Here is a 21,403-nt window from a genome sequence, read left to right on the forward strand (position 1 = left end):
GAAAATGAACCTGGGTCTCGACTATATTGATAGCCTCGTTGAAGAAGATGAGAATGAGGGCATCTACCGCTGCAAGCGCGAGATGTTCACCGACCCTCGGCTGTTCGATTTAGAGATGAAACACATCTTTGAGGGTAACTGGATTTATCTCGCCCACGAGAGCCAGATTCCCGAGAAGAACGACTACTACACCACGCAGATGGGCCGGCAGCCGATATTCATCACACGCAACAAAGATGGTGAGCTCAATGCCTTCATCAATGCCTGCAGTCACCGCGGCGCCACGCTCTGTCGCTTTAGGAGTGGAAACAAGGCCACCCACACCTGCTCGTTCCACGGCTGGACCTTCAGCAATTCGGGCAAGCTGCTCAAGGTCAAAGACCCCAAGGGCGCCGGCTATCCGGACAGCTTCGACTGTGACGGCTCGCACGACCTGAAGAAAGTTGCGCGCTTTGCTTCCTACCGCGGATTTCTGTTCGGCAGCCTGCGCGAGGACGTCGCCCCATTGGAAGAATTCCTCGGCGAGTCGAGGAAGGTCATCGACATGGTCGTCGACCAATCGCCCGAAGGTCTGGAGGTGCTGCGCGGTTCCAGCACCTATGTTTACGAAGGCAATTGGAAGGTGCAGGTCGAGAACGGGGCCGACGGCTACCACGTTAGCACTGTGCACTGGAATTACGCCGCCACCCAGCAGCAGCGCAAGCTGAGAGAAGCGGGCGATGATATTCGCGCCATGAGCGCCAGTAGCTGGGGCAAGGGTGGCGGTGGTTTCTACTCCTTTGAAAACGGCCATCAGATGATCTGGACGCGCTGGCCCGACCCGGCAGACCGTCCGCTGTTCGCTGATCGAGATCGCTTAGCCAGTGAGGTTGGTGAAGCCCGTGCCGACTGGATGATCGGTATCTCCCGCAACCTCTGCCTCTACCCGAACCTCTACCTGATGGACCAGTTCGGCTCGCAGTTGCGTATCACCCGTCCGCTGTCGGTGGATAGAACCGAAATCACCATCTACTGCATCGCGCCGAAAGGCGAGGGCGCCGAGGCGCGTGCCCGCCGCGTCCGTCAGTACGAGGATTTCTTCAATGTCAGCGGCATGGCCACCCCGGACGACCTTGAAGAATTCCGCGCTTGCCAGCAGGGCTTCGCCGGCAGGGGAATGAACGATATGTCCCGTGGGGCGACGCACTGGATCGACGGCCCCGACGAAATTGCTAGGGGGATTGATCTGCACCCGCTGATGAGTGGCCCGCGTATCGAGGACGAGGGCCTGTTCGTCATGCAGCACAAGTACTGGCAACAGCAGATGATCAGGGCCGTCAAGGCCGAACAGGATCGGCTGATCCATGCGGAGGGCGCGTAAATGACTATCTCCTACGAAGCCGTGCGCGATTTCCTTTACCGCGAAGCACGCTACCTCGACGACAAGCAGTGGGATAGCTGGCTGGAAATGTACGCGCCGGACGCCACTTTCTGGATGCCGGCCTGGGACGACCGCGACCAATTGACCGAAGACCCGCAGAGCCAGATCTCGCTGATTTGGTACGGCAATCGCGGTGGCCTAGAGGATCGGGTGTTCCGCATCAAGACCGAGCGCTCCAGTGCCACCATTCCGGACACCCGAACCAGCCACAACATCAGCAATCTGGAGTTGCTCGAGCAGTCCGACGGCTTCTGTAAGCTGCGCTACAACTGGTACACCTTGAATTACCGGTACAAGACGGTGGACCACTTCTTTGGCACCAACTTCTGCACCCTCGACACATGCGGCGAGAGCCCGCTGATTAAGGCCAAGAAGGTCGTTCTGAAGAACGACTACGTCCGCCAGTTCATCGATGTATACCACGTCTGAGGTGCCGCCATGACACACAAGGTTGCACTGAACTTCGAAGACGGCGTCACTCGTTTCATCGATGCTAATGCTGGCGAGACTATTGCTGATGCTGCCTACCGCCAAGGCATCAATTTACCCATGGACTGCCGAGACGGTGCATGCGGCGCCTGCAAATGCTTCGCCGAGAGCGGCCGCTACGACCTCGGCGAGGAATACATCGAGGATGCGTTGAGCGAAGCCGAAGCCGAGCAGGGCTACGTGCTGACCTGCCAGATGCGCGCCGAAAGCGACTGCGTGATTCGCGTTCCGGCCGCATCGGACGTCTGTAAGACCCAGCAGGCCAGCTATCAGGCAGCGATCAGCAACGTGCGTCAGCTGTCCGAGAGCACCATCGCGCTGTCTATCAAAAGCGCATCGCTGAACCAGTTGGCGTTTCTGCCGGGCCAGTACGTCAATCTGCAAGTGCCGGGCAGCGACCAGACCCGCGCCTATTCCTTCAGCTCGCTGCAAAAGGATGGCGAGGTCGGCTTCCTGATCCGCAACGTGCCGGGCGGGCTGATGAGCAGCTTCCTGACCAGCCTCGCCAAGGTCGGCGATAGCGTCAGTCTGGCTGGACCGCTGGGCGCGTTCTATCTGCGCGAGATCAAGCGGCCGCTGCTGTTGCTGGCGGGTGGTACCGGCCTAGCGCCGTTCACCGCGATGCTGGAGAAGATCGCCGAGCAGGGCAGCGAGCACCCGCTCCATCTGATCTACGGCGTCACCCATGACCACGACCTGGTCGAAATGGACAAGCTAGAGGCATTCGCCGCGCGCATTCCCAACTTCAGCTACAGCGCCTGCGTCGCCAGCCCGGACAGCGCCTATCCGCAAAAGGGCTATGTGACCCAGTACATCGAGCCCAAACACCTCAACGGCGGTGAGGTAGATGTCTACCTTTGCGGTCCGCCACCAATGGTCGAGGCGGTCAGTCAGTACATTCGCGCACAGGGCATCCAGCCGGCCAATTTCTATTATGAGAAGTTCGCCGCCAGCGCCTAGAGGCTCCTTTGGTCCGCTTACTTGGTGAGCGGGCCTGTTTTATTCGTGCAGTAGAGCCCATGTTTCCTGCGAACTTTCCCAAAATTGCATCTGGGCTACACAACCGAGGTGGTTCATGAACAAACGTTTCCAGGACAAGACTGCCGTTATCACCGGCGCTGCCCAGGGCATCGGTCGCCGCGTGGCCGAACGGATGGCGGCCGAAGGAGGTCGGCTGCTGCTGGTCGACCGTTCCGAGCTAATACATGAGCTGGCCGACGAACTGGTCGGAGTCGCTGAGGTGCTGACCCTGACCGCCGACCTTGAGCAGTTCGCCGATTGCCAACGGGTGATGGCGGCGGCGCTCGAGCGCTTCGGTCGTCTGGACATTCTGATCAACAACGTTGGCGGCACCATTTGGGCTAAGCCATTCGAGCATTACCAGGAACACGAGATCGAGGCCGAAGTGCGGCGTTCACTGTTTCCTACCCTATGGTGCTGCCACGCCGCGCTGCCGCCAATGCTCGAGCAGGGCAGTGGCGCCATCGTAAATGTTTCCTCCGTTGCCACGCGCGGGATCCATCGCGTGCCTTATGGCGCGGCGAAGGGTGGCGTTAACGCCCTGACCGCCTGCCTGGCCTTTGAAACCGCCGAGCGCGGCATCCGCGTCAACGCCACCGCGCCGGGTGGCACCCAGGCGCCGCCACGGCGGATCCCGCGCAATAGCGCCGAGCCGAGTGAGCAGGAGAAGGTCTGGTACCAGCAGATCGTCGACCAGACCCTCGACAGCAGCCTTATGAAACGCTACGGAAGCATTGATGAGCAGGTCGAAGCTATTCTATTCCTTGCTTCTGACGCCGCCTCCTACATCACCGGTATGACTCTTCCGGTGGCAGGAGGAGACCTCGGTTGACCCTTATGTCTGGTTAAGAAGAGAAATCGACATGCGCAGAAGCAACGTACATAAGATCCCTGACGCTCATTTTCGGGGCTATGCCGGCATCACCCAGAGCTGTTGGGAGATACTTCCGTCATGTTTAGTGTATCTGGGATGAATATGAACAGCGCCGGCTACGAGGTGTGCGAAGTGCTAAGCGGCCAGTCATTCCGCTGTGCGGAGGGCCAGTCGGTGCTGCGCGCCATGGAAGCCCAGGGCAAGCGCTGCATACCGGTGGGCTGTCGCGGCGGCGGTTGCGGCCTTTGTAGAGTGCGGGTGCTCAGCGGAGCCTACCGGAGCGGACGCATGAGCCGCGGTCACGTGCCGGCCAAGGCTGCCGCCGAAGGCCTGGCCCTGGCCTGTCAAGTGTTTCCGCAAACCGACTTGACCATCGAGTACTTTCGCCACGTTGGCGGAAACAAACCTGACAACAGAGAAAAGGTGACGTCATGAACAAAGGTGTAATGCGCCCCGGCCATGTGCAGCTGCGTGTACTGGACATGAGCAAGGCCTTGGAACACTACGTCGAGTTGCTGGGCCTAATCGAGATGGACCGTGACGATCAGGGCCGTGTCTATCTCAAGGCTTGGACCGAAGTGGACAAGTTTTCCCTGGTGCTGCGTGAAGCGGATGAGCCGGGCATGGATTTCATGGGTTTCAAGGTGATCGATGATGAGTGCCTGGTCCGTCTGACCCAGGACCTGATCGACTACGGCTGCCTGATCGAGACCATTCCCGCCGGAGAACTCAGGGGCTGTGGCCGTCGCGTGCGCTTCCAGGCATCCTCCGGGCATCACTTCGAGTTGTATGCAGACAAGGAATATACTGGAAAGTGGGGTGTGAATGAGGTCAATCCCGAGGCATGGCCGCGCGATTTGAAAGGTATGGCGGCTGTGCGTTTCGACCACGCCCTCATGTATGGCGACCAATTGCCGGCGACTTATGACCTGTTCACCAAGGTGCTCGGCTTCTATCTGGCCGAACAGGTGCTGGACGAAAATGGCACGCGCGTCGCCCAGTTCCTCAGCCTGTCGACCAAGGCCCACGACGTGGCCTTCATTCACCATCCGGAAAAAGGCCGCCTCCATCATGTGTCCTTCCACCTCGAAACCTGGGAAGACGTGCTTCGCGCCGCCGACCTGATCTCCATGACCGACACCTCGATCGACATCGGCCCAACCCGCCACGGCCTCACTCACGGCAAGACCATCTACTTCTTCGACCCGTCCGGTAACCGCAACGAAGTGTTCTGCGGGGGAGATTACAACTACCCGGACCACAAACCGGTGACCTGGACCACTGACCAGCTGGGCAAGGCGATCTTTTACCACGACCGCATTCTCAACGAACGATTCATGACCGTGCTGACCTGAAGGCCCGGTTCGACTTATTGCAGAGATTGCGCAGATGAAAGAAATCAAGCATTTCATTAACGGTGCCTTCGTCGGTTCGGCCAGCGGCAAGCTGTTCGACAATGTCAGCCCGGCCAACGGCCAGGTGATCGGCCGCGTCCACGAGGCAGGCCGCGCCGAGGTCGACGCTGCGGTCAAAGCTGCCCGTGCCGCGCTCAAGGGACCCTGGGGGAAGATGACGGTGGCCGAGCGCGCTGAGATTCTGCATCGCGTGGCCGATGGCATCACGGCGCGCTTCGACGAGTTTCTCGAGGTCGAATGCCTCGACACCGGCAAGCCCAAATCTCTGGCCAGCCACATCGACATTCCGCGCGGCGCGGCCAATTTCAAGGTGTTCGCCGACCTGCTCAAGAATGTTGCCAATGAAACCTTCGAGATGGCCACCCCGGACGGCGCCGGTGCACTCAACTACGGAGTGCGCCGGCCCAAGGGGGTGATCGGGGTGATCAGCCCGTGGAACCTGCCGCTGCTGCTGATGACCTGGAAAGTCGGCCCGGCCCTGGCCTGCGGCAACTGCGTGGTGGTCAAACCATCCGAGGAAACCCCGCTGACCGCCACCCTGCTCGGCGAGGTGATGCAGGCCGCCGGTGTGCCGGCCGGCGTGTACAACGTGGTGCACGGTTTCGGCGGCGATTCGGCCGGGGCCTTCCTCACCGAGCACCCGGACGTCGACGCCTACACCTTCACCGGCGAGACCGGCACCGGCGAAACCATCATGCGCGCCGCGGCCAAGGGCGTGCGCCAGGTGTCGCTGGAGCTGGGCGGCAAGAACGCCGGCATCGTCTTCGCCGACTGCGATATGGACAAGGCCATCGAGGGCACCCTGCGCTCGGCCTTCGCCAACTGCGGCCAGGTCTGCCTGGGCACCGAGCGGGTGTATGTCGAGCGGCCGATCTTCGACGCGTTCGTCGCCCGCCTGAAGGCCGGCGCCGAAGCGTTGAAGATCGGCGAACCGAACGATCCAGAGGCCAATTTCGGCCCGCTGATCAGCCATAAGCACCGTGAAAAAGTCCTCAGTTACTACCAGCAGGCAGTCGACGACGGCGCCACCGTTGTCACCGGCGGCGGCGTGCCGGAGATGCCGGCGCACCTGGCCGGCGGCGCCTGGGTGCAGCCGACCATCTGGACCGGCTTGGCCGACGATTCGGCGGTGGTCACCGAGGAAATCTTCGGCCCCTGCTGCCATATCCGCCCGTTCGACAGCGAGGAGGAAGCCATTGAACTGGCCAACAGCCTGCCTTACGGCCTGGCCTCGGCGATCTGGACCGAGAACGCTTCGCGCGCCCACCGCGTCGCCGGGCAGATTGAGGCCGGCATCGTCTGGGTCAACAGCTGGTTCCTGCGCGACCTGCGCACTGCCTTCGGCGGCAGCAAGCAGTCGGGCATCGGGCGCGAAGGGGGTGTGCACTCGCTGGAGTTCTACACCGAGCTGAAAAACATCTGTGTGAAACTCTGAGGACCTGGTCATGAACGCACCGCAGCAAAGCCCTGAAATCGGTCGCGAAATCCTCGCCGCCGGCTACCGCACCAACCTGCATGATCAGGGCGAAGGCTTCCCAGTCCTGCTGATCCACGGCTCCGGCCCCGGCGTCACCGCCTGGGCCAACTGGCGCGGGATCGTTCCGCAGCTGGCGCAGACGCGCCGGGTGGTCGCTCCGGACATGCTCGGCTTCGGCTACAGCGATCGCCCGGCTGACGGTCGGTACCATCAGCAGCGCTGGGTCGAGCATGCCATCGGCGTGCTCGACGCCCTCGGCATCCAGCAGGCTGATATCGTCGGCAACTCGTTCGGCGGCGGGCTGGCGCTGGCACTGGCCATCCGGCATCCCGAGCGGGTGCGCCGGCTGGTGCTGATGGGCAGCGTTGGAGTGAGTTTTCCAATCACGCCGGGCCTGGATGCTGTCTGGGGCTACGAGCCGTCCTTTGCCAGCATGCGCCGGCTGATGGACGTTTTCGCCTACGACCGCAACCTGGTCAACGACGAGCTGGCCGAGCTGCGTTACCAGGCCAGTATCCGCCCCGGCTTTCAGGAATCCTTCGCCCAGATGTTCCCGGCCCCGCGCCAACGCTGGGTCGACGGGCTGGCCAGCGACGAAGCGGACATCCGCGCCCTGCCCCACGAAACACTGGTGATCCATGGCCGCGAGGACCAGGTGATTCCGCTGGCGGCCTCGCTGACCCTGGCCGAATGGATCGCCCGCGCCCAGTTGCACGTCTTCGGCCAGTGCGGCCACTGGACCCAGATCGAACACGCCGAGCGTTTCGCCCGCCTAGTTGAGAATTTCCTCGCCGAGGCCGACGCCCTCCATTCCTGAGAGAGACCGATATGGACAAGACATTGATCAACGAACTCGGCGACGAGCTCTACCAGGCGATGGTCCAGCGCGAGACCGTCACGCCGCTGACCAGCCGCGGCTTCGACATTACCGTCGAGGACGCCTACCACATTTCCCTGCGCATGCTGGAACGGCGCTTGGCTGCCGGCGAGCGGGTGATCGGCAAGAAGATCGGCGTCACCAGCAAGGCCGTGCAGAACATGCTCGGCGTGCACCAGCCGGACTTCGGCTACCTCACCGATGCCATGGTCTACAACAGCGGCGAAGCCATGCCGATCAGTGAGCGGCTGATCCAGCCGCGCGCCGAAGGCGAGATCGCCTTCATCCTCAAGAAGGACCTGATGGGGCCGGGCGTGACCAACGCCGACGTGCTGGCCGCCACTGAATGCGTGATTCCCTGCTTCGAAGTGGTCGATTCGCGCATCCAGGACTGGAAGATCAAGATCCAGGACACCGTGGCAGACAACGCCTCCTGCGGGCTGTTCGTGCTCGGCGACCAGGCCGTCTCACCGCGCCAGGTCGATCTGGTCACCTGCGGCATGCTGGTGGAGAAAAACGGCCAGCTGCTCTCCACCGGCGCTGGAGCGGCTGCGCTCGGCTCGCCGGTCAACTGCGTGGCCTGGCTGGCCAACACCCTCGGCCACTTCGGCATCGGCCTGAAGGCCGGCGAAGTGATCCTGTCCGGCTCGCTGGTTCCGCTGGAACCGGTCAAGACCGGTGATTTCATGCGCGTCGAGATCGGCGGCATCGGCAGCGCCAGCGTGCGCTTCATCTGATCGAGGACAGCCTGATGAGCAAGAAACTGAAAGTAGCGATCATAGGCCCAGGCAACATCGGCACAGACCTGATGATCAAGGTGATACGCAACGCACAGTACTTGGAAATGGGGGCCATGGTGGGTATCGACCCGGCCTCCGATGGCTTGGCCCGTGCTCAGCGCATGGGTGTGGCGACCACCCATGAAGGCGTCGAAGGGTTGATCAACCTGCCGGAATTCGCCGACATCGATTTTGTCTTCGATGCCACTAGCGCCTCCGCCCATGTGCAGAACGATGCCTTGCTGCGTCGTGCTAAACCCGGCATCCGCCTGATCGACCTGACCCCGGCGGCCATCGGCCCTTACTGCGTACCGGTAGTGAATCTGGAAGAGCACCTCGCCAAACTCAACGTCAACATGGTCACCTGCGGTGGCCAGGCCACCATCCCGATGGTCGCCGCGGTATCGCGTGTGGCCAAGGTGCATTATGCCGAAATCGTCGCCTCGATCGCGTCGAAATCGGCTGGTCCCGGCACTCGCGCCAATATCGATGAGTTCACCGAGACCACCAGCAAGGCCATCGAAGTGATCGGCGGCGCTGCCAAGGGCAAGGCGATCATCGTCATGAACCCGGCCGAGCCGCCGCTGATCATGCGTGACACGGTGTTTGTGCTGTCCGAAACCGTCGACCAGGCACTGGTCGAGGCCAGCGTAGAGGAGATGACCAGCGCCGTGCAGGCCTACGTGCCGGGTTATCGTCTCAAGCAGAAGGTGCAGTTCGACGTGATTCCCGAATCCGCGCCGCTGCATATCCCAGACCTCGGCACATTCAGCGGTTTGAAGACCTCGATCTACCTCGAAGTCGAAGGTGCCGCCCACTACTTGCCGGCCTACGCCGGCAACCTCGACATCATGACCTCCGCCGCGCTGGCTACCGCCGAACGCATGGCGCAGTCGCTGCTGAACGCCTGAGGACCGAACCATGACCTTCAACCCCGGCAAGAAACTCTATATCTCAGACGTAACCCTGCGCGACGGCAGCCATGCGATTCGTCACCAGTACTCGATCCAGAATGTTCAGGACATCGCCCGCGCGCTGGACAAGGCCCGCGTCGACTCCATCGAAGTGACCCACGGTGATGGCCTGCAGGGCTCCAGCTTCAATTACGGTTTCGGTGCGCACAGTGACCTGGAGTGGATCGAGGCCGCCGCCGATGTGATCCAGCACGCCCGGATTACAGTGCTGCTATTACCCGGAATCGGCACCGTGCATGACCTGAAAGCCGCCTATGACGCCGGCGCCCGCTCGGTGCGCGTGGCCACACACTGCACCGAGGCGGATGTCTCGCGACAGCACATTGAGTATGCCCGTGAACTGGGCATGGACACCGTCGGCTTTCTAATGATGAGCCACATGATTCCGGCTGAGCAACTGGCAGCGCAAGGCAAGTTGATGGAGACCTACGGCGCACAGTGCATCTACATGGCCGATTCCGGTGGCGCGATGAACATGAACGACATCCGCGACCGCATGCGCGCTTTCAAGGCGGTGCTGAATCCGCAGACCCAGACCGGCATGCATGCGCACCACAACCTCAGCCTCGGCGTGGCCAATTCCATCATCGCGGTGGAAGAGGGCTGCGACCGCATCGACGCCTCGCTGGCTGGAATGGGCGCTGGCGCCGGCAACGCGCCGCTGGAGGTGTTCATCGCCGCCGCGGAGCGCCTCGGCTGGAACCATGGCACCGATCTCTACACGCTGATGGACGCCGCCGACGATATCGTCAGGCCGTTGCAGGACCGTCCGGTGAGAGTTGATCGCGAAACCCTCGGCCTGGGTTATGCCGGGGTCTACTCCAGCTTCCTGCGCCACGCCGAGGTGGCAGCCGCGAAGTATGGGCTGAAGACCCTGGACATTCTCGTAGAACTGGGCAGGCGCGGGATGGTCGGTGGCCAGGAAGACATGATTGTCGACGTCGCCCTCGATCTGCTGGCAGCCCGCAAGGAGCAACAGGCATGAATCGTACCCTGACCCGCGAACAGGTGCTGGCCCTGGCCGAGCACATCGAGAACGCCGAACTGCAGGCCCATGACATCCACAAGGTCACCAACGATTATCCCGAGATGACCTTCGCCGATGCCTACGACATCCAGTGGGAAATCCGCCGGCGCAAGGAGGAGCGCGGCAACAAGATCGTCGGCCTGAAGATGGGCCTGACCTCATGGGCGAAGATGGCACAGATGGGCGTGGAGACGCCGATCTACGGCTTTCTCGCCGACTACTTCAGCGTGCCCGACGGTGGCGTGGTGGATTGCTCCAAGCTGATCCATCCGAAGATCGAGGCGGAAATCGCGGTGGTCACCAAGGCACCGCTGCAAGGCCCCGGTTGCCACATCGGTGACGTGATTGCAGCGATCGACTACGTGATCCCCACCGTCGAGGTGATCGACTCGCGCTACGAGAACTTCAAGTTCGACCTGATCAGCGTGGTGGCCGACAACGCCTCCTCGACCCGTTTCATCACCGGCGGCCAGATGGCCAATCTGGAGGACGTCGACCTGCGCACCCTCGGCGTGGTGATGGAGAAGAACGGTGAGGTGGTAGAACTTGGTGCCGGCGCCGCAGTGCTCGGCCATCCGCTGTCCAGCGTGGCGATGCTCGCCAACCTGCTGGCAGAGCGCGGCGAACACATACCGGCCGGCACCTTCATCATGACCGGTGGCATCACGGCTGCGGTATCGGTGGAGCCGGGCGACAACATCACCGTGCGCTATCAGGGGCTTGGCAGCGTCTCCGCGCGCTTCATCTGAGCCATTCGGCCGCCCTGCCCGGGCGGCCTTCTTATTCAGGAGGCACAACATGCCCATTGCCCAGATCCACATTCTTGAAGGCCGCAACGACGAGCAGAAGGAAACCCTCATCCGTGAGGTCAGCGAGGCCATATCGCGCTCCCTGGATGCGCCGCTGACCAGCGTGCGAGTGATTATCACGGAGATGGCCAAGGGCCACTTCGGTATCGGCGGCGAACTGGCCAGCAAGGTCAGACGCTGAAGTGGAGATGCCCAAGGGCACTTCGGGTCGAGGAACCAGACCTGCATTGGGACGCGGCCACAAAGAGCGCGGGCAAGTGACTGCCTGTTATTTTAAGCATGCCTAAAGCGAGGAAAAGTGCAGAGCGGCTGGTCCGTTTGTTACGCCGAGTTGCCTGTCTGGGTAGCGAGGTGGTTTCAAGGCCGCCCACTTGCGGTACGGAGAATTGTGGGCGGGAAATATGTGGCATATATATGCTTTCCAAAAAACAATAAAAAAGAGCGAGTCAAAAATGAAGCAATATCCGAACCTAACCCGTCTGCTGGTGTCTGTGAGCGCCAGTCTGCCGCTCAGTACCCTAGCCGCTGAAGGCGGTTTCATCGAAGACACCACGGCGACGCTGCAAGCGCGCAACTATTATTTCAGTCGGGATTTCTCGGACATTGAGGGCCCCAACCAGCAGTCCAAGGCCGAAGAGTGGGCGCAGGGCTTCATTCTCAGAGTGAATTCTGGCTACACCCAGGGCACAGTCGGTTTCGGCGTCGACCTGCTGGGAATGCTGGGCATTAAACTCGACAGTAGCCGCGAGAGGGTGAATACCGGCTTGCTACCCCTGGATAGCGGCGAGGCGGTCGATGACTTCAGCCGCCTTGGAGCGGCGCTAAAGGTGCGCCTGTCGCAGACCGAACTGAAGATCGGCGAGCAAACCCCGAACCTGCCGGTGCTTACCTTCTCTGATATTCGCCTGCTGCCCCCGACTTACCAGGGCGCTAGCATCATTTCCCGCGAGTTCGACGGACTGACCCTACAAGGCGGTCAATTCCGTTCCAACAGTCTGCTGAACGAGGCGGGTGACGACAAGATGCGCGCCAAGCTCGGTCATCTGCCGCAGCTGGCGGGGAACGCCGCGACCGACCGCTTCAACTACGCAGGTGCCGATTACGCCTTCAACGATAAGCGCACCTCGGTCGGCGTCTGGTACGCGCAGTTGGAAGACATTTTTAACCAGCGTTTCTATAGCCTCAAGCACAGCGAGCCGGTGGGTGACTGGGGACTGGGCGCTAACATAGGCTTCTACGACTCCAAGGAAGACGGTGATCAGCTGCTGGGCAATATCGATAATCAGGCGGTTTTCTCCCAGTTGTCGGCCAAGTATGGCGGGAACACCTTCATGGTCGGCTATCAGGCCATGTTCGGCGATGACGCCTTCCCGCGTCTCTTCAACAACGTTTCGCCGCTGGGCAATGAAGTCCCCACCTATGAGTTCGCCGGAGCCGACGAGCGCTCCTGGCAGGTTCGCCATGACTACGACTTCGCTGCGCTGGGTCTTCCCGGCTTGGTTGTAGTGGTCTAATTTCCCCGGACACCTCGATAGGTGGAAAATGCATCTATCGAGGAGTTTTTCATGACCACCAAACGCAGGACATTCGACGACAGCTTCAAGCTGCAAGTCGTGAAGATGATCAAGGACCAGGGGCTGACCGCTCCGCAGGTCTGTCGCGATCTGAATATTGGTGAGACAGCCGTCCGGCGCTGGGTTCAGCAGTACGAGGCTGAGCAATTGGGTCAGCCCGGGATCGGTAAACCACTAACATCCGAACAGCAGCGAATCCGGCAGCTGGAGCAGGAAAACCGCCAGCTCAAGATGGATAACGATGTATTAAAAAAAGCCACCGCCTTCTTTGCCCGCGAGCTGAAGTAACGTATCGCCTGGTTCGGCAGCTGCAACAGAAGGCTTATTCGGTGGCGTATGTCTGTCGGCTGCTGGGGGGCAGCCGATCGGGGTTCTACGAGGCAAACAGGCGTGCCGACACGCCAGCATCGGTTTGCCCCGTGACCGTGCAGCTCAAAGCGTCGTTTGATGCGAGTGGCGGCTGCTATGGGAGCCGTCCGTTACGTAAAGCGTTGCGCGCCAAGGGTATGGAAATCGGCGTTTATAAAATTCGTCGCTTGATGCGTGCCAACGGCCTGCGTTCGGCTTGGAAGCGTAAGTTTGTGCACACGACCGATAGCAAGCACGACCTGCCAGTTGCCGACAATGTACTGAATCGTCAATTCGAGCCTGAGGCGGTAAACAAGGCCTGGGTAGCGGACATTACCTACATCCGGACCCGCAGCGGCTGGCTGTACCTGGCTGTGGTATTGGATTTGTTCTCACGCAAGATCGTGGGTTGGTCCATGGCCCCGAACATGCCTGCCGAGCTGGTGTGTAGTGCAATGCTGCTGGCAATTGCTCAGCGTCAACCGCCACCTGGCCTGATCGCCCACTCGGATCGCGGTAGCCAGTACGCCAGCGCAAGCTACAGAGCGTTGCTGGCGCGAAATGACATGCAGCAAAGCATGAGCCGTAAAGGTAACTGCTGGGACAACTCAGTGATGGAACGCTTTTTTCTGAGTTTGAAAATGGAGCGGGTATGGCGCCGCGACTACGCCAATCACGCAGAAGCGATACGTGACATCGTGGAATACATCGTTGGGTTTTACAACAACGAGCGGCTGCACTCGAAACTGGGATATCTGCCACCGACCGTTTACGAGCGGGCGATGGCGTCGAAACCACCTATCGAGGTGTCCGGAATTAGTTGACCACTACAGGTGACCACGGTGCGCTTCATCAAGGGAGACAACGTCGACACTGGCAGGGGCTTCGAGGGCAAGGAGTGGGAGCGTGATCTAGATGTGGGTTACACCTTCCAGAGCGGCGCGCTCAAGAACCTCGGTGTGCGGCTACGCAATGTCGTTGCCCGTTCCAACTACCGCAGCGACATAGACGAGAACCGCCTGATTTTCAACTACACCTGGAACCTGCTGTAAACCGCCGCTTCCCGGCGGCTGGTCTGCCGGGAAGCGAGGCTATAACCGACGAGAGATTTTTTGCAGTGCAGCATTGGAGAGTCACCATGAACAAGAATAAAAAACGCGCTTCCACCTTCCACGGCCTTCTGCCTGGGATCCTGTTCACCACCCTGTGCGGTCTGGCTCACGCGGATGAGCCAATCAAGATTGGCCTTTTGATGTCATACAGCGGCACATACGCCGCGCCAAGTGAAGCTGCTACCAATGGTTTGAAGTTGGCTATTGAGCAGTACGACAACCAGCTTGGTGGGCGTCCAGTCGAGTACGTAGTGGTCGATGATGGCGCCGACCCCGGCAAGGCGGTGCAAAATATGCAGCGCCTGGTGTCCGGTGCTAATGTGGATGTGGTGGTTGGTCCGATACATTCTGGCGTTGGCATGGCCGCGGTCAAGGTCGCCCGGGAGACCGGTGTGCCGCTGATCATCCCCAACGCAGGCTTCAACGCGGCCACCGGCCCGCTGTGCGCGCCGAACATCTTCCGTACCTCATTCAGCTCCTGGCAGACCGCCTACCCCATGGGTCAGGTGGCCGCCGACCGTGGTTACCAGAATGTCATCACCCTGGCCTGGCGCTACGGCTTCGGTACCGAGTCGGTGGACGGCTTTAAGGAGGGTCTCGAGCAGGCCGGTGGCAAGGTGCTTAAGGAGCTCTATGTACCGTTCCCTGAAGTGGAGTTCCAGAGCCATCTCACCGAGATTGCTGCGCTCAAGCCGGACGCGGTGTTTGTCTTCTTCGCCGGTGGCGGTGCCGCCAAGTTCGTCCAGGATTATGCAGCGTCGGGCCTGCAGGGACGGATTCCGCTGCTTGGCTCGGGCTTCCTCACTGAGGGCACCTTGGAGGCTCAGGGGCAAGCAGCCGAGGGCCTGTTGACCACCCTTCATTATGCCGAGGGTCTGGCAACCGAGAAGAACTTGGCGTTCCGCCAGTCCTACCGGCAGAGGTTCGCCAAGGAGGCGGACGTCTACGCGGTTCAGGGCTACGACGCTGGCCTGTTGCTAGCCCAGTCGCTGCAAACGGTGGGAGGCAACAGCCGTGATCGCGAAGCCTGGATCGCCGCGATGGAACAGGTGCGGATCGATAGTCCGCGCGGTGAGTGGCGCTTTTCCAAGGCGCATAATCCAATGCAAAACATTTACCTGCGCGAAGTGCAGGACGGCACCAACGTGGTGGTCGGTACCGCCGCCGAGGCGCTGTCTGATCCAGCGCTGGGATGCGAAATGAACTGAGGTTACTTTCCAGTAGCGAGGTCATTTTATAGGTGTAACGCGTAGCGGAGCTATAGCCCCGGGTCTCTTAAGGCCGACAAACAAAAATAAAAAGGAAAATCAAATGGGTTTATTCAAGGTAAAGGCAAAACGCTTTGCACCGGGTGCAGCCGCGGCTGCACTCATGACTCTTACAATGACGGGCGCAGCCTCGACGCAAGAGCAGGTCAAGATCGGTCTGCTACTCCCCTACTCAGGCACATTCGGAATGCTCGGCACCAACGCGGACCGAGGTATGCGCCTTGCGATCGAACAGCACGGAAACAAGCTCGGGGGACGCGAAGCCAAGTTTGTCGTGGTCAACAGCGAGGCGGACCCAGGCAAGGCTGTTAGCAATATGCAGAAGCTCATCTCCGGCGAGAATGTCGACTTCGTGATTGGCCCGGTCCACTCGGGCGTCGCCATGGCTGCGATCAAGGTAGCGCGTCAGACCGGCACCATTTTGGTGATCCCCAACGCCGGCCTGAACGTGGCCACGCGTGAGTTGTGCGCACCCAATATATTCCGTACTTCGTTCTCAAACTGGCAGGCCGATTACGCTATGGCCAAGCCGGCCTATGATGCGGGCTATCGCCGCATCGTGACAATATCCTGGCGCTATGCAGCCGGTACCGAGCATCTGGGCGGCTTCGAGGAAGAATTCGAGCGCCTCGGCGGCGAGATCGTCAAGCAGATCCTGGTTCCTTTCCCCAGCGTCGACTTCCAAGCCCAGCTGACCGAGATCGCATCAATCAAGCCCGATGCTGTTTATACCTTCTTCGGAGGTGGCGGTGCCGTGAAGTTCATTCAGGACTACGCCGACGCCGGCCTCAAGAATACGATTCCGCTGCTCTCCACCGGCTTCCTGACCGAGAGCCTTGACGGGCTGGGCGACCGCGCGGCCGCGCTCGATCGCATGCCGCTGGCGATGCGCATGACCTGCGACCAGGGGCGGGAGATGGCGCAGCACGCCCAGACCACCCAGAGAACCGGTGTTGGCGATAGTCTTCTGCGATCCTCATAGCCCTTGGCCGCGCAGCAGCAACGAAAACGTCAACCGCCTGATCCGCCAATACCTGCCAAGGGGACGGACTTGTCGGTACACAGCCAAGAAGAACGCGACGCCATTGCACTGCAACCGAGTATGCGACCGCTTTAGCGCTTCGACTTCAAGTGCCTGAGAAGTCACGAATGAGGTAATGCAGGAAGCCCTGGATATACGGCAGCTGTTCCAGCTTCAATCAATAACAGTGTTGCACTCAGCTCCTGCAACTGGCCAGCTAAAGTCCTAGGCTTTTCCGGGAGGTTCTTACTGACGGAGGAAAGACTTTGCAAACAGAGGAAAGGAATACCGCGGGTAGTGCTGAAGAAGCCAGGTCGAATCGCCTCGATAGTCACGCTCTTAGCAACGGCATCACTGCCTTTCTTTTCGGGGTGACGGGTCCCTTGGCTATCCTTATCATGGTGGGCCGTGATGGAGGTCTGAGCGATGTAGATCTCGCCTCCTGGATCTTCGGTGCCTACGGTCTCAGTGGGGTGCTGAGCCTGTACTTTTGCTGGCGATACCGGCAGCCGCTAGGGATGGCCTGGACGATCCCGGGCGCGCTGCTGCTGCCGTCGGCGCTCGACCACCTGAGCTTTGCGGAAGTCATTGGGGCCTACTGGGTAACTGCTCTACTCATCACATTACTCGGCTGGAGCGGGCTCATTAACTGTGTGATGCGCCGCATTCCAATACCCATCGTCATGGGCATGGTCGCCGGCGTTTTCCTGCCGCTGGGAGTTAAAGTTGTCACCGCGTTTACCAGTAACGCGCTGCTCGCCACCGTAAGCCTCGGAGTATTCATGCTCTTCTCCGTCTTGCCAGCGCTAGGGAGCCGACTGCCGCCGGTGCTGGCCGCGCTGCTCGCCGGTGGCGCGGTAGCTTGGACTACGGGCGGCATCGCGCCACTGGGCGTGGTGCCAACGCTCCTAGCGCGTCCTATTATGTACATGCCAGAGTTCTCGCTGCAGGCTCTGGTAGAGATGGTCATTCCGCTCATGATAACTGTGCTGGGCATTCAGAACGCACAGGGCTTTGCGGTACTGCAGCAGGTCGATCACCCACCGCCTGTGAAGGCCGTTACGGTGGGGTCCGGGCTGGGCTCGATGCTGTTCGCGGTGGTCGGTTCGGTGCCCGCCTGTCTTACCGGGCCGACCAACGCGATTCTCGTCTCCAGCGGCGCGCAGCATCGGCAGTGGATCGGCGGCATGGTCTTCGCTGTCTTAATGATTATTTTTGGCCTTTTTGCACCGGTCGCAACAGCCGTTGCGTTGGCGGTGCCGCTGGCCTTGATTGGGCTAATCGGCGGACTGGCCATGATCCGGGCGTTGCAGGGCGCTTTCCAAGGCGCCTTTTGCGGCGAGTGTCCGCTTGGTGCTCTGGTCGCCTTTGTGGTGTCGGTGGCCGGTGTACCAATTCTGAATATAGGCGCTCCGTTTTGGGGTCTCGTGTTCGCATTCATCGCGTCTTGGCTACTCGAGCGTGACAGCCTGCGTAGGGTAATGGTGCCTAAGGAAACTCTGAAAAAGACTTCCTGATTTTGTCAGAATATCCTGATGTCAACCGCCGAGTTGTCTGATGAGGCAGATGAGCCGGTTGCCGAAACGCGTTTCTTCAATTGCCACGCGGCGCCGGGGAACCTGATACGTCTTGGTGGTTTTCGTTCGGCGGTCTGCCGTCTAGCTAGGACGGCAAGCTTTCAAATATCAATGGTCATGTTAAGGGCGCCTCGTTGACCTCTACTACATACCTAAACCCGGAAACGCACATCGTTATCCTGAGGATCTCTTTGCGTCACATACCCCGAGGCAGGAGCCCTATGCGGTTATCCCGCACGTACGGATCTGAGCGGAGGGCGGCAGGTAACTGCCGTCCCTACCACGACCGATGAAACCCCGGTGCAAATGCTTGCGCCCGGCATGAAGAAGACGCAGCGGGTTTACGTGTGGCCTATGCTGCCAGCGCGTTCGCCGAGCTGCGCGCCATAGTCTATGACTTCAGTCCCAGCCGAGCCGGCGAGCATGCCCGTGCCTTCCTCGGTGACTGGAGAGGCCAGCTGGTCTGTGATGACTTCGCCGCCTACAAGTTCTGCTTCGAGCAGGGGAAGGCGTGACCAAAATCGGCTGTATGGCCCGCGGCCCACGCCCGGCGCGAGTTCTACAGCCTGCACGTGGCCAACCAGAGCCCGCTGGCCGGACAGGCCCTGCACCAATATCGGTCAGCTGTACGCCATCGAGCGCGAGGTGCGTGACTGCCGCCTGACGAGCGACGCGAATACGCCACGCACAGGCCAGACCTCTCGACGATACCCTGCACACCTGGATGCTCGCCCAGCGCGAGCGCATCCATGAAGGCACGGCCATCTCCAAGGCGCTTGACCACAGCCTCAAGCGCTGGACGGCCCTGGTGCGCTGTCTCGACAACGGCAGGGAGGTGATCGATGGTTTTTAAAAAAATCTGATGCTCTACCTGACGGCGGGGCTCAAGTCCGACAAGCAGCCAGTCAAAAGAGCGAGGACAGGCTAGACTCCCTTGAATCGATGCACTTCATCTTGTGTCGACTCAGGGTGTCGGAAGGCAGCTCGCCGAATGTGCTCCTGTATTTCTCGGCGAAACGTCCCAGATGTAAGAAGCCGTAGTCTAGGGCCACCTCAGTGATACTACGTATATTGGTAGTGGGATTGCTCAAGCAGGCACGGACGCACTCAAGCTTGCGGTTGCGAATGTAATTCATGGGCGTGGTGCCGGTATGCTTCTCGAACATGGTGTAGAGGGAGCGTGGGCTCATCAGCGCCAGCTCCGCTAACTGCTCAAGGCTGATACTCCGTTTGACATTTTCCTCAATGAACTGAACGACTCGCTCGAAACATGGGTTGCCTTCGACGAAGCCTTTGCGGCTGACATTGCTGCTGAGCGTCTCGAGCAGCTTGGTAGCGATGATCTTCGTGTAGTGCTCCGCCACCAGGGTCATCGACATGTTATGTTCCGCTTCGTCACAAACCAGTCCGAGTAGATTGATGAAGCCATTAAGCTGCTGCAGGCTATGTCGGGGGGGGAAACGGATACCTCCACTCGGCTTCTGCCAATTGAGCTCATTGCATGCGCTATCAATGATAACCGAGGGCAATTTGACAATGAATTTCTCGCACTCCTCCGAATAAGTCAGCTCCGCGCGGTCATCCGGGTTGATCACCAATAGTTCGCCTGGCGCAAAATAGTGCTCCAAGCCATTGCCACGCCAAAGGCAATGACCCTTGAGCAATAGCTGCAGGTGATAGCAGGTTTCCAAGCCTGGCGAGGTCACCCTGACACTATCGCCATAGCTGATTCGACACAGGTCGAGGCCGCCAAAGTTTCGGTGGTTCAGGCTGCTTTTTGAGTCCCGGCCCTTGAGCAGGCGAATAGAGTGCGAACCGACATACTGGTTAACGTAGTCGGAAACTGCATAGGGGTCGGTATGGGCGAAAATCTGGCTTTTCTGGTTCAATAAGCAAACATTCATAGTCCACATCTCTTATTTTTATTAACGCGGGTTACAACGGAGCCAAGGGCCAAGCTACGCACGCATCATGCGTATCACGATATGCCTTAGCCGGACATGACGCAAGTCAACCAAGGGCCAAATGATTTTGGTCTTTGGCTCTGCTTTTAGTTCTGAGCCATGACGCCTGCGCGCCCCTTCTTTGTGGTCGGCACGCGCCAATGACTCTGGCCTCACAAAAATTGGTGGTCGGGCTAGCCTGCTTGGGCTCGCCCTCAGAAAGCTCTAGCAGGCCGTTGAAAAAAGCCAGAGCCCGCCTGGCTCTGGCAAAATGGCGACTATCCCCTTCTGCCGAAGCCAGCCTAAGCCTATGCGTGGACTCGACCTCAAACAAAACGAGCTTTTCAGCTATACGACGCTGGAGCAGCGCATCCCGAACGATCACCCGCTGCGTCCACTGCGCGAGCTGGTCGATGCTGTCTTGGCGTCGATGGATCGGGACTTCGACGGGCTGTACTCCACCCTGGGACGGGCCTCGATTGCGCCGGAGCGCCTGCTGCGCGCCTCGTTGCTCCAAGTGATCTACACCATTCGCTCCGAGCGGCAGTTGGTCGAGCAGATTGATTTTTTAACCTGCTGTTTCGCTGGTTCGTCGGCTTGTCGATGGACGAGCGCATGTGGGATCACTCGACCTTCAGCCAGAACCGCGACCGGCTGTTCAATCAGGATGTAGCGCGCCTGTTTTTTCAGCGCATCAAGTCCCTGGACGAATGGTCCGAGTACGCCAGCGACGAGCATTTCAGCGTCGATGGCACGCTGATCGACGCCTGGGCCTCGCACAAGTCCTTCATCAAGAAGGACGGCGGCGACCCACGGGAGGATGGCACGCGCAACCCCGATGCCGACTTCAAGGGCGAGAAGCGCAGCAACGCGACCCACCAGTCGACCACCGATCCTGAAGCCAAGTTGGCGCGCAAGAGCAATGGCGATGCCAGTCGCCTGGCGCACATGGCCCACACGATGATGGAGCACCGCAACGGCCTGATCGTGGATGTGGAATGCACCGAGTTCAATGGACGTGCCGAGGTGGAGGCGACCCTGGAGATGCTGGAGCGCACGGCCAAGCCGGGCAGCACGGTGGGGGCGGACAAGAATTACGACCAGAAGCGTTTTGTGCAGGGGGCGCGCGAGCTGAAGGTGACGCCGCATGTGGCGCACAAGCGCAAGGGCAGTGCCATCGACGGCCGCACCACGCGGCACCCGGGGTACGCCACCAGCCAGAAGATCCGCAAGCGGATCGAAGAAGGCTTTGGTTGGCTGAAGACGGTTGGCGGCCTGCGCAAGACTAAGCTGATCGGCCGCGCCAAGCTGAGTGCCCAGTTGCTGCTGGGCTTCTCGGTCTACAACCTGATCCGACTGGGGAGTCTGTCGGGTTGGTGGCGAGGCTCGCATGTATAGG

At 60.2% G+C, this 21,403-nt stretch carries 17 protein-coding genes and 6 pseudogenes; 22 read left to right on the plus strand and 1 reads right to left on the minus strand.

The annotated features are described in order from the left end of the window. Window positions 1-4: 4 nt before the first annotated feature. The 21 genes and pseudogenes from benA to KF707C_RS29670 form a co-directional block, all read left to right on the plus strand. On the plus strand, window positions 5-1,360 hold the full coding sequence (benA, locus tag KF707C_RS07850; protein WP_003452500.1) for a benzoate 1,2-dioxygenase large subunit: 1,356 nt from the start codon (window positions 5-7) through the stop codon (window positions 1,358-1,360). Next, on the plus strand, window positions 1,361-1,849 hold the full coding sequence (gene benB, locus KF707C_RS07855) for a benzoate 1,2-dioxygenase small subunit (RefSeq protein WP_003452498.1): 489 nt from the start codon (window positions 1,361-1,363) through the stop codon (window positions 1,847-1,849). Window positions 1,850-1,858: 9 nt separating this feature from the next. Then, the gene (gene benC / locus KF707C_RS07860; RefSeq protein ID WP_003452496.1) at window positions 1,859-2,869 is read left to right on the plus strand and encodes a benzoate 1,2-dioxygenase electron transfer component BenC; all 1,011 of its coding nucleotides are present in this window, start codon (window positions 1,859-1,861) and stop codon (window positions 2,867-2,869) included. Window positions 2,870-2,984: 115 nt separating this feature from the next. Next, window positions 2,985-3,761 (plus strand): 1,6-dihydroxycyclohexa-2,4-diene-1-carboxylate dehydrogenase, encoded by a 777-nt coding sequence (locus KF707C_RS07865; protein ID WP_003452491.1) that lies wholly within the window; start codon window positions 2,985-2,987, stop codon window positions 3,759-3,761. A gap of 144 nt (window positions 3,762-3,905) precedes the next feature. Continuing rightward, window positions 3,906-4,238 carry a 2Fe-2S iron-sulfur cluster binding domain-containing protein gene (locus KF707C_RS07870; RefSeq protein WP_059390776.1) on the plus strand — a complete coding sequence of 111 codons (333 nt, stop codon included), beginning with the start codon at window positions 3,906-3,908 and terminating at the stop codon, window positions 4,236-4,238. Then, on the plus strand, window positions 4,235-5,158 hold the full coding sequence (locus tag KF707C_RS07875) for a catechol 2,3-dioxygenase (protein WP_059390749.1): 924 nt from the start codon (window positions 4,235-4,237) through the stop codon (window positions 5,156-5,158). Before KF707C_RS07870 ends, KF707C_RS07875 begins: the two co-directional genes overlap by 4 nt. Before the next feature lie 34 nt (window positions 5,159-5,192). Further along, window positions 5,193-6,653 carry a 2-hydroxymuconic semialdehyde dehydrogenase gene (locus tag KF707C_RS07880; RefSeq protein WP_096368008.1) on the plus strand — a complete coding sequence of 487 codons (1,461 nt, stop codon included), beginning with the start codon at window positions 5,193-5,195 and terminating at the stop codon, window positions 6,651-6,653. Between the two features lie 10 nt (window positions 6,654-6,663). Further along, window positions 6,664-7,512: an alpha/beta fold hydrolase gene (locus tag KF707C_RS07885; RefSeq protein WP_059390751.1), complete on the plus strand. Its 849-nt coding sequence runs from the start codon at window positions 6,664-6,666 to the stop codon at window positions 7,510-7,512. An 11-nt stretch (window positions 7,513-7,523) separates the two neighbouring features. Continuing rightward, a complete protein-coding gene (dmpE, locus tag KF707C_RS07890; protein ID WP_059400088.1) occupies window positions 7,524-8,309 on the plus strand; it encodes a 2-oxopent-4-enoate hydratase in 786 nt (261 codons plus the stop codon). 14 nt (window positions 8,310-8,323) lie between these two features. Further along, window positions 8,324-9,262 carry an acetaldehyde dehydrogenase (acetylating) gene (locus KF707C_RS07895; protein WP_003448356.1) on the plus strand — a complete coding sequence of 313 codons (939 nt, stop codon included), beginning with the start codon at window positions 8,324-8,326 and terminating at the stop codon, window positions 9,260-9,262. A gap of 10 nt (window positions 9,263-9,272) precedes the next feature. Next, on the plus strand, window positions 9,273-10,310 hold the full coding sequence (gene dmpG / locus KF707C_RS07900; RefSeq protein ID WP_003448357.1) for a 4-hydroxy-2-oxovalerate aldolase: 1,038 nt from the start codon (window positions 9,273-9,275) through the stop codon (window positions 10,308-10,310). Continuing rightward, window positions 10,307-11,101 (plus strand): 2-oxo-3-hexenedioate decarboxylase, encoded by a 795-nt coding sequence (gene dmpH, locus KF707C_RS07905; protein WP_059392972.1) that lies wholly within the window; start codon window positions 10,307-10,309, stop codon window positions 11,099-11,101. Before dmpG ends, dmpH begins: the two co-directional genes overlap by 4 nt. A 49-nt stretch (window positions 11,102-11,150) precedes the next feature. Then, complete coding sequence (locus KF707C_RS07910) at window positions 11,151-11,342, plus strand: 2-hydroxymuconate tautomerase (RefSeq protein WP_003454301.1); 192 nt, start codon at window positions 11,151-11,153, stop codon at window positions 11,340-11,342. Between the two features lie 271 nt (window positions 11,343-11,613). Next, window positions 11,614-12,672: pseudogene (locus KF707C_RS07915) on the plus strand (OprD family porin); the annotation flags it as partial. 54 nt (window positions 12,673-12,726) lie between these two features. Continuing rightward, window positions 12,727-13,907 (plus strand): IS3 family transposase gene (locus tag KF707C_RS07920; protein WP_197704974.1). Its coding sequence is split into 2 segments (ribosomal slippage): window positions 12,727-12,982 and window positions 12,982-13,907, totalling 1,182 coding nucleotides; the frame shifts between segments, so codons are not numbered across the junction. Next, window positions 13,908-14,135, plus strand: a pseudogene (locus KF707C_RS07925) (OprD family outer membrane porin); the annotation flags it as partial. Window positions 14,136-14,221: 86 nt separating this feature from the next. Next, window positions 14,222-15,403, plus strand: coding sequence for an ABC transporter substrate-binding protein (locus KF707C_RS07930; protein ID WP_003454305.1), 1,182 nt, complete (start codon window positions 14,222-14,224; stop codon window positions 15,401-15,403). A 103-nt stretch (window positions 15,404-15,506) separates the two neighbouring features. Further along, window positions 15,507-16,307: pseudogene (locus tag KF707C_RS30105) on the plus strand (penicillin-binding protein activator); the annotation flags it as partial. Window positions 16,308-16,319: 12 nt separating this feature from the next. Next, window positions 16,320-16,713, plus strand: a pseudogene (locus tag KF707C_RS30110) (IS30 family transposase); the annotation flags it as partial. 37 nt (window positions 16,714-16,750) lie between these two features. Next, window positions 16,751-18,001, plus strand: coding sequence for a benzoate/H(+) symporter BenE family transporter (locus KF707C_RS07940; protein ID WP_004574812.1), 1,251 nt, complete (start codon window positions 16,751-16,753; stop codon window positions 17,999-18,001). Between the two features lie 348 nt (window positions 18,002-18,349). Continuing rightward, window positions 18,350-18,905: pseudogene (locus KF707C_RS29670) on the plus strand (IS66 family transposase); the annotation flags it as partial. Between the two features lie 61 nt (window positions 18,906-18,966). On the opposite strand, the gene KF707C_RS07960 reads toward KF707C_RS29670, so the two are convergent. Continuing rightward, complete coding sequence (locus KF707C_RS07960; protein WP_036993437.1) at window positions 18,967-19,965, minus strand: AraC family transcriptional regulator; 999 nt, start codon at window positions 19,963-19,965, stop codon at window positions 18,967-18,969. A gap of 349 nt (window positions 19,966-20,314) precedes the next feature. Between KF707C_RS07960 and KF707C_RS07965 the strand changes: the two are divergent. Continuing rightward, window positions 20,315-21,402: pseudogene (locus tag KF707C_RS07965) on the plus strand (IS5 family transposase). The last annotated feature ends 1 nt before the right edge of the window (window position 21,403 follow it).

This window comes from Pseudomonas furukawaii, assembly GCF_002355475.1.
Lineage (GTDB): Bacteria > Pseudomonadota > Gammaproteobacteria > Pseudomonadales > Pseudomonadaceae > Metapseudomonas > Metapseudomonas furukawaii.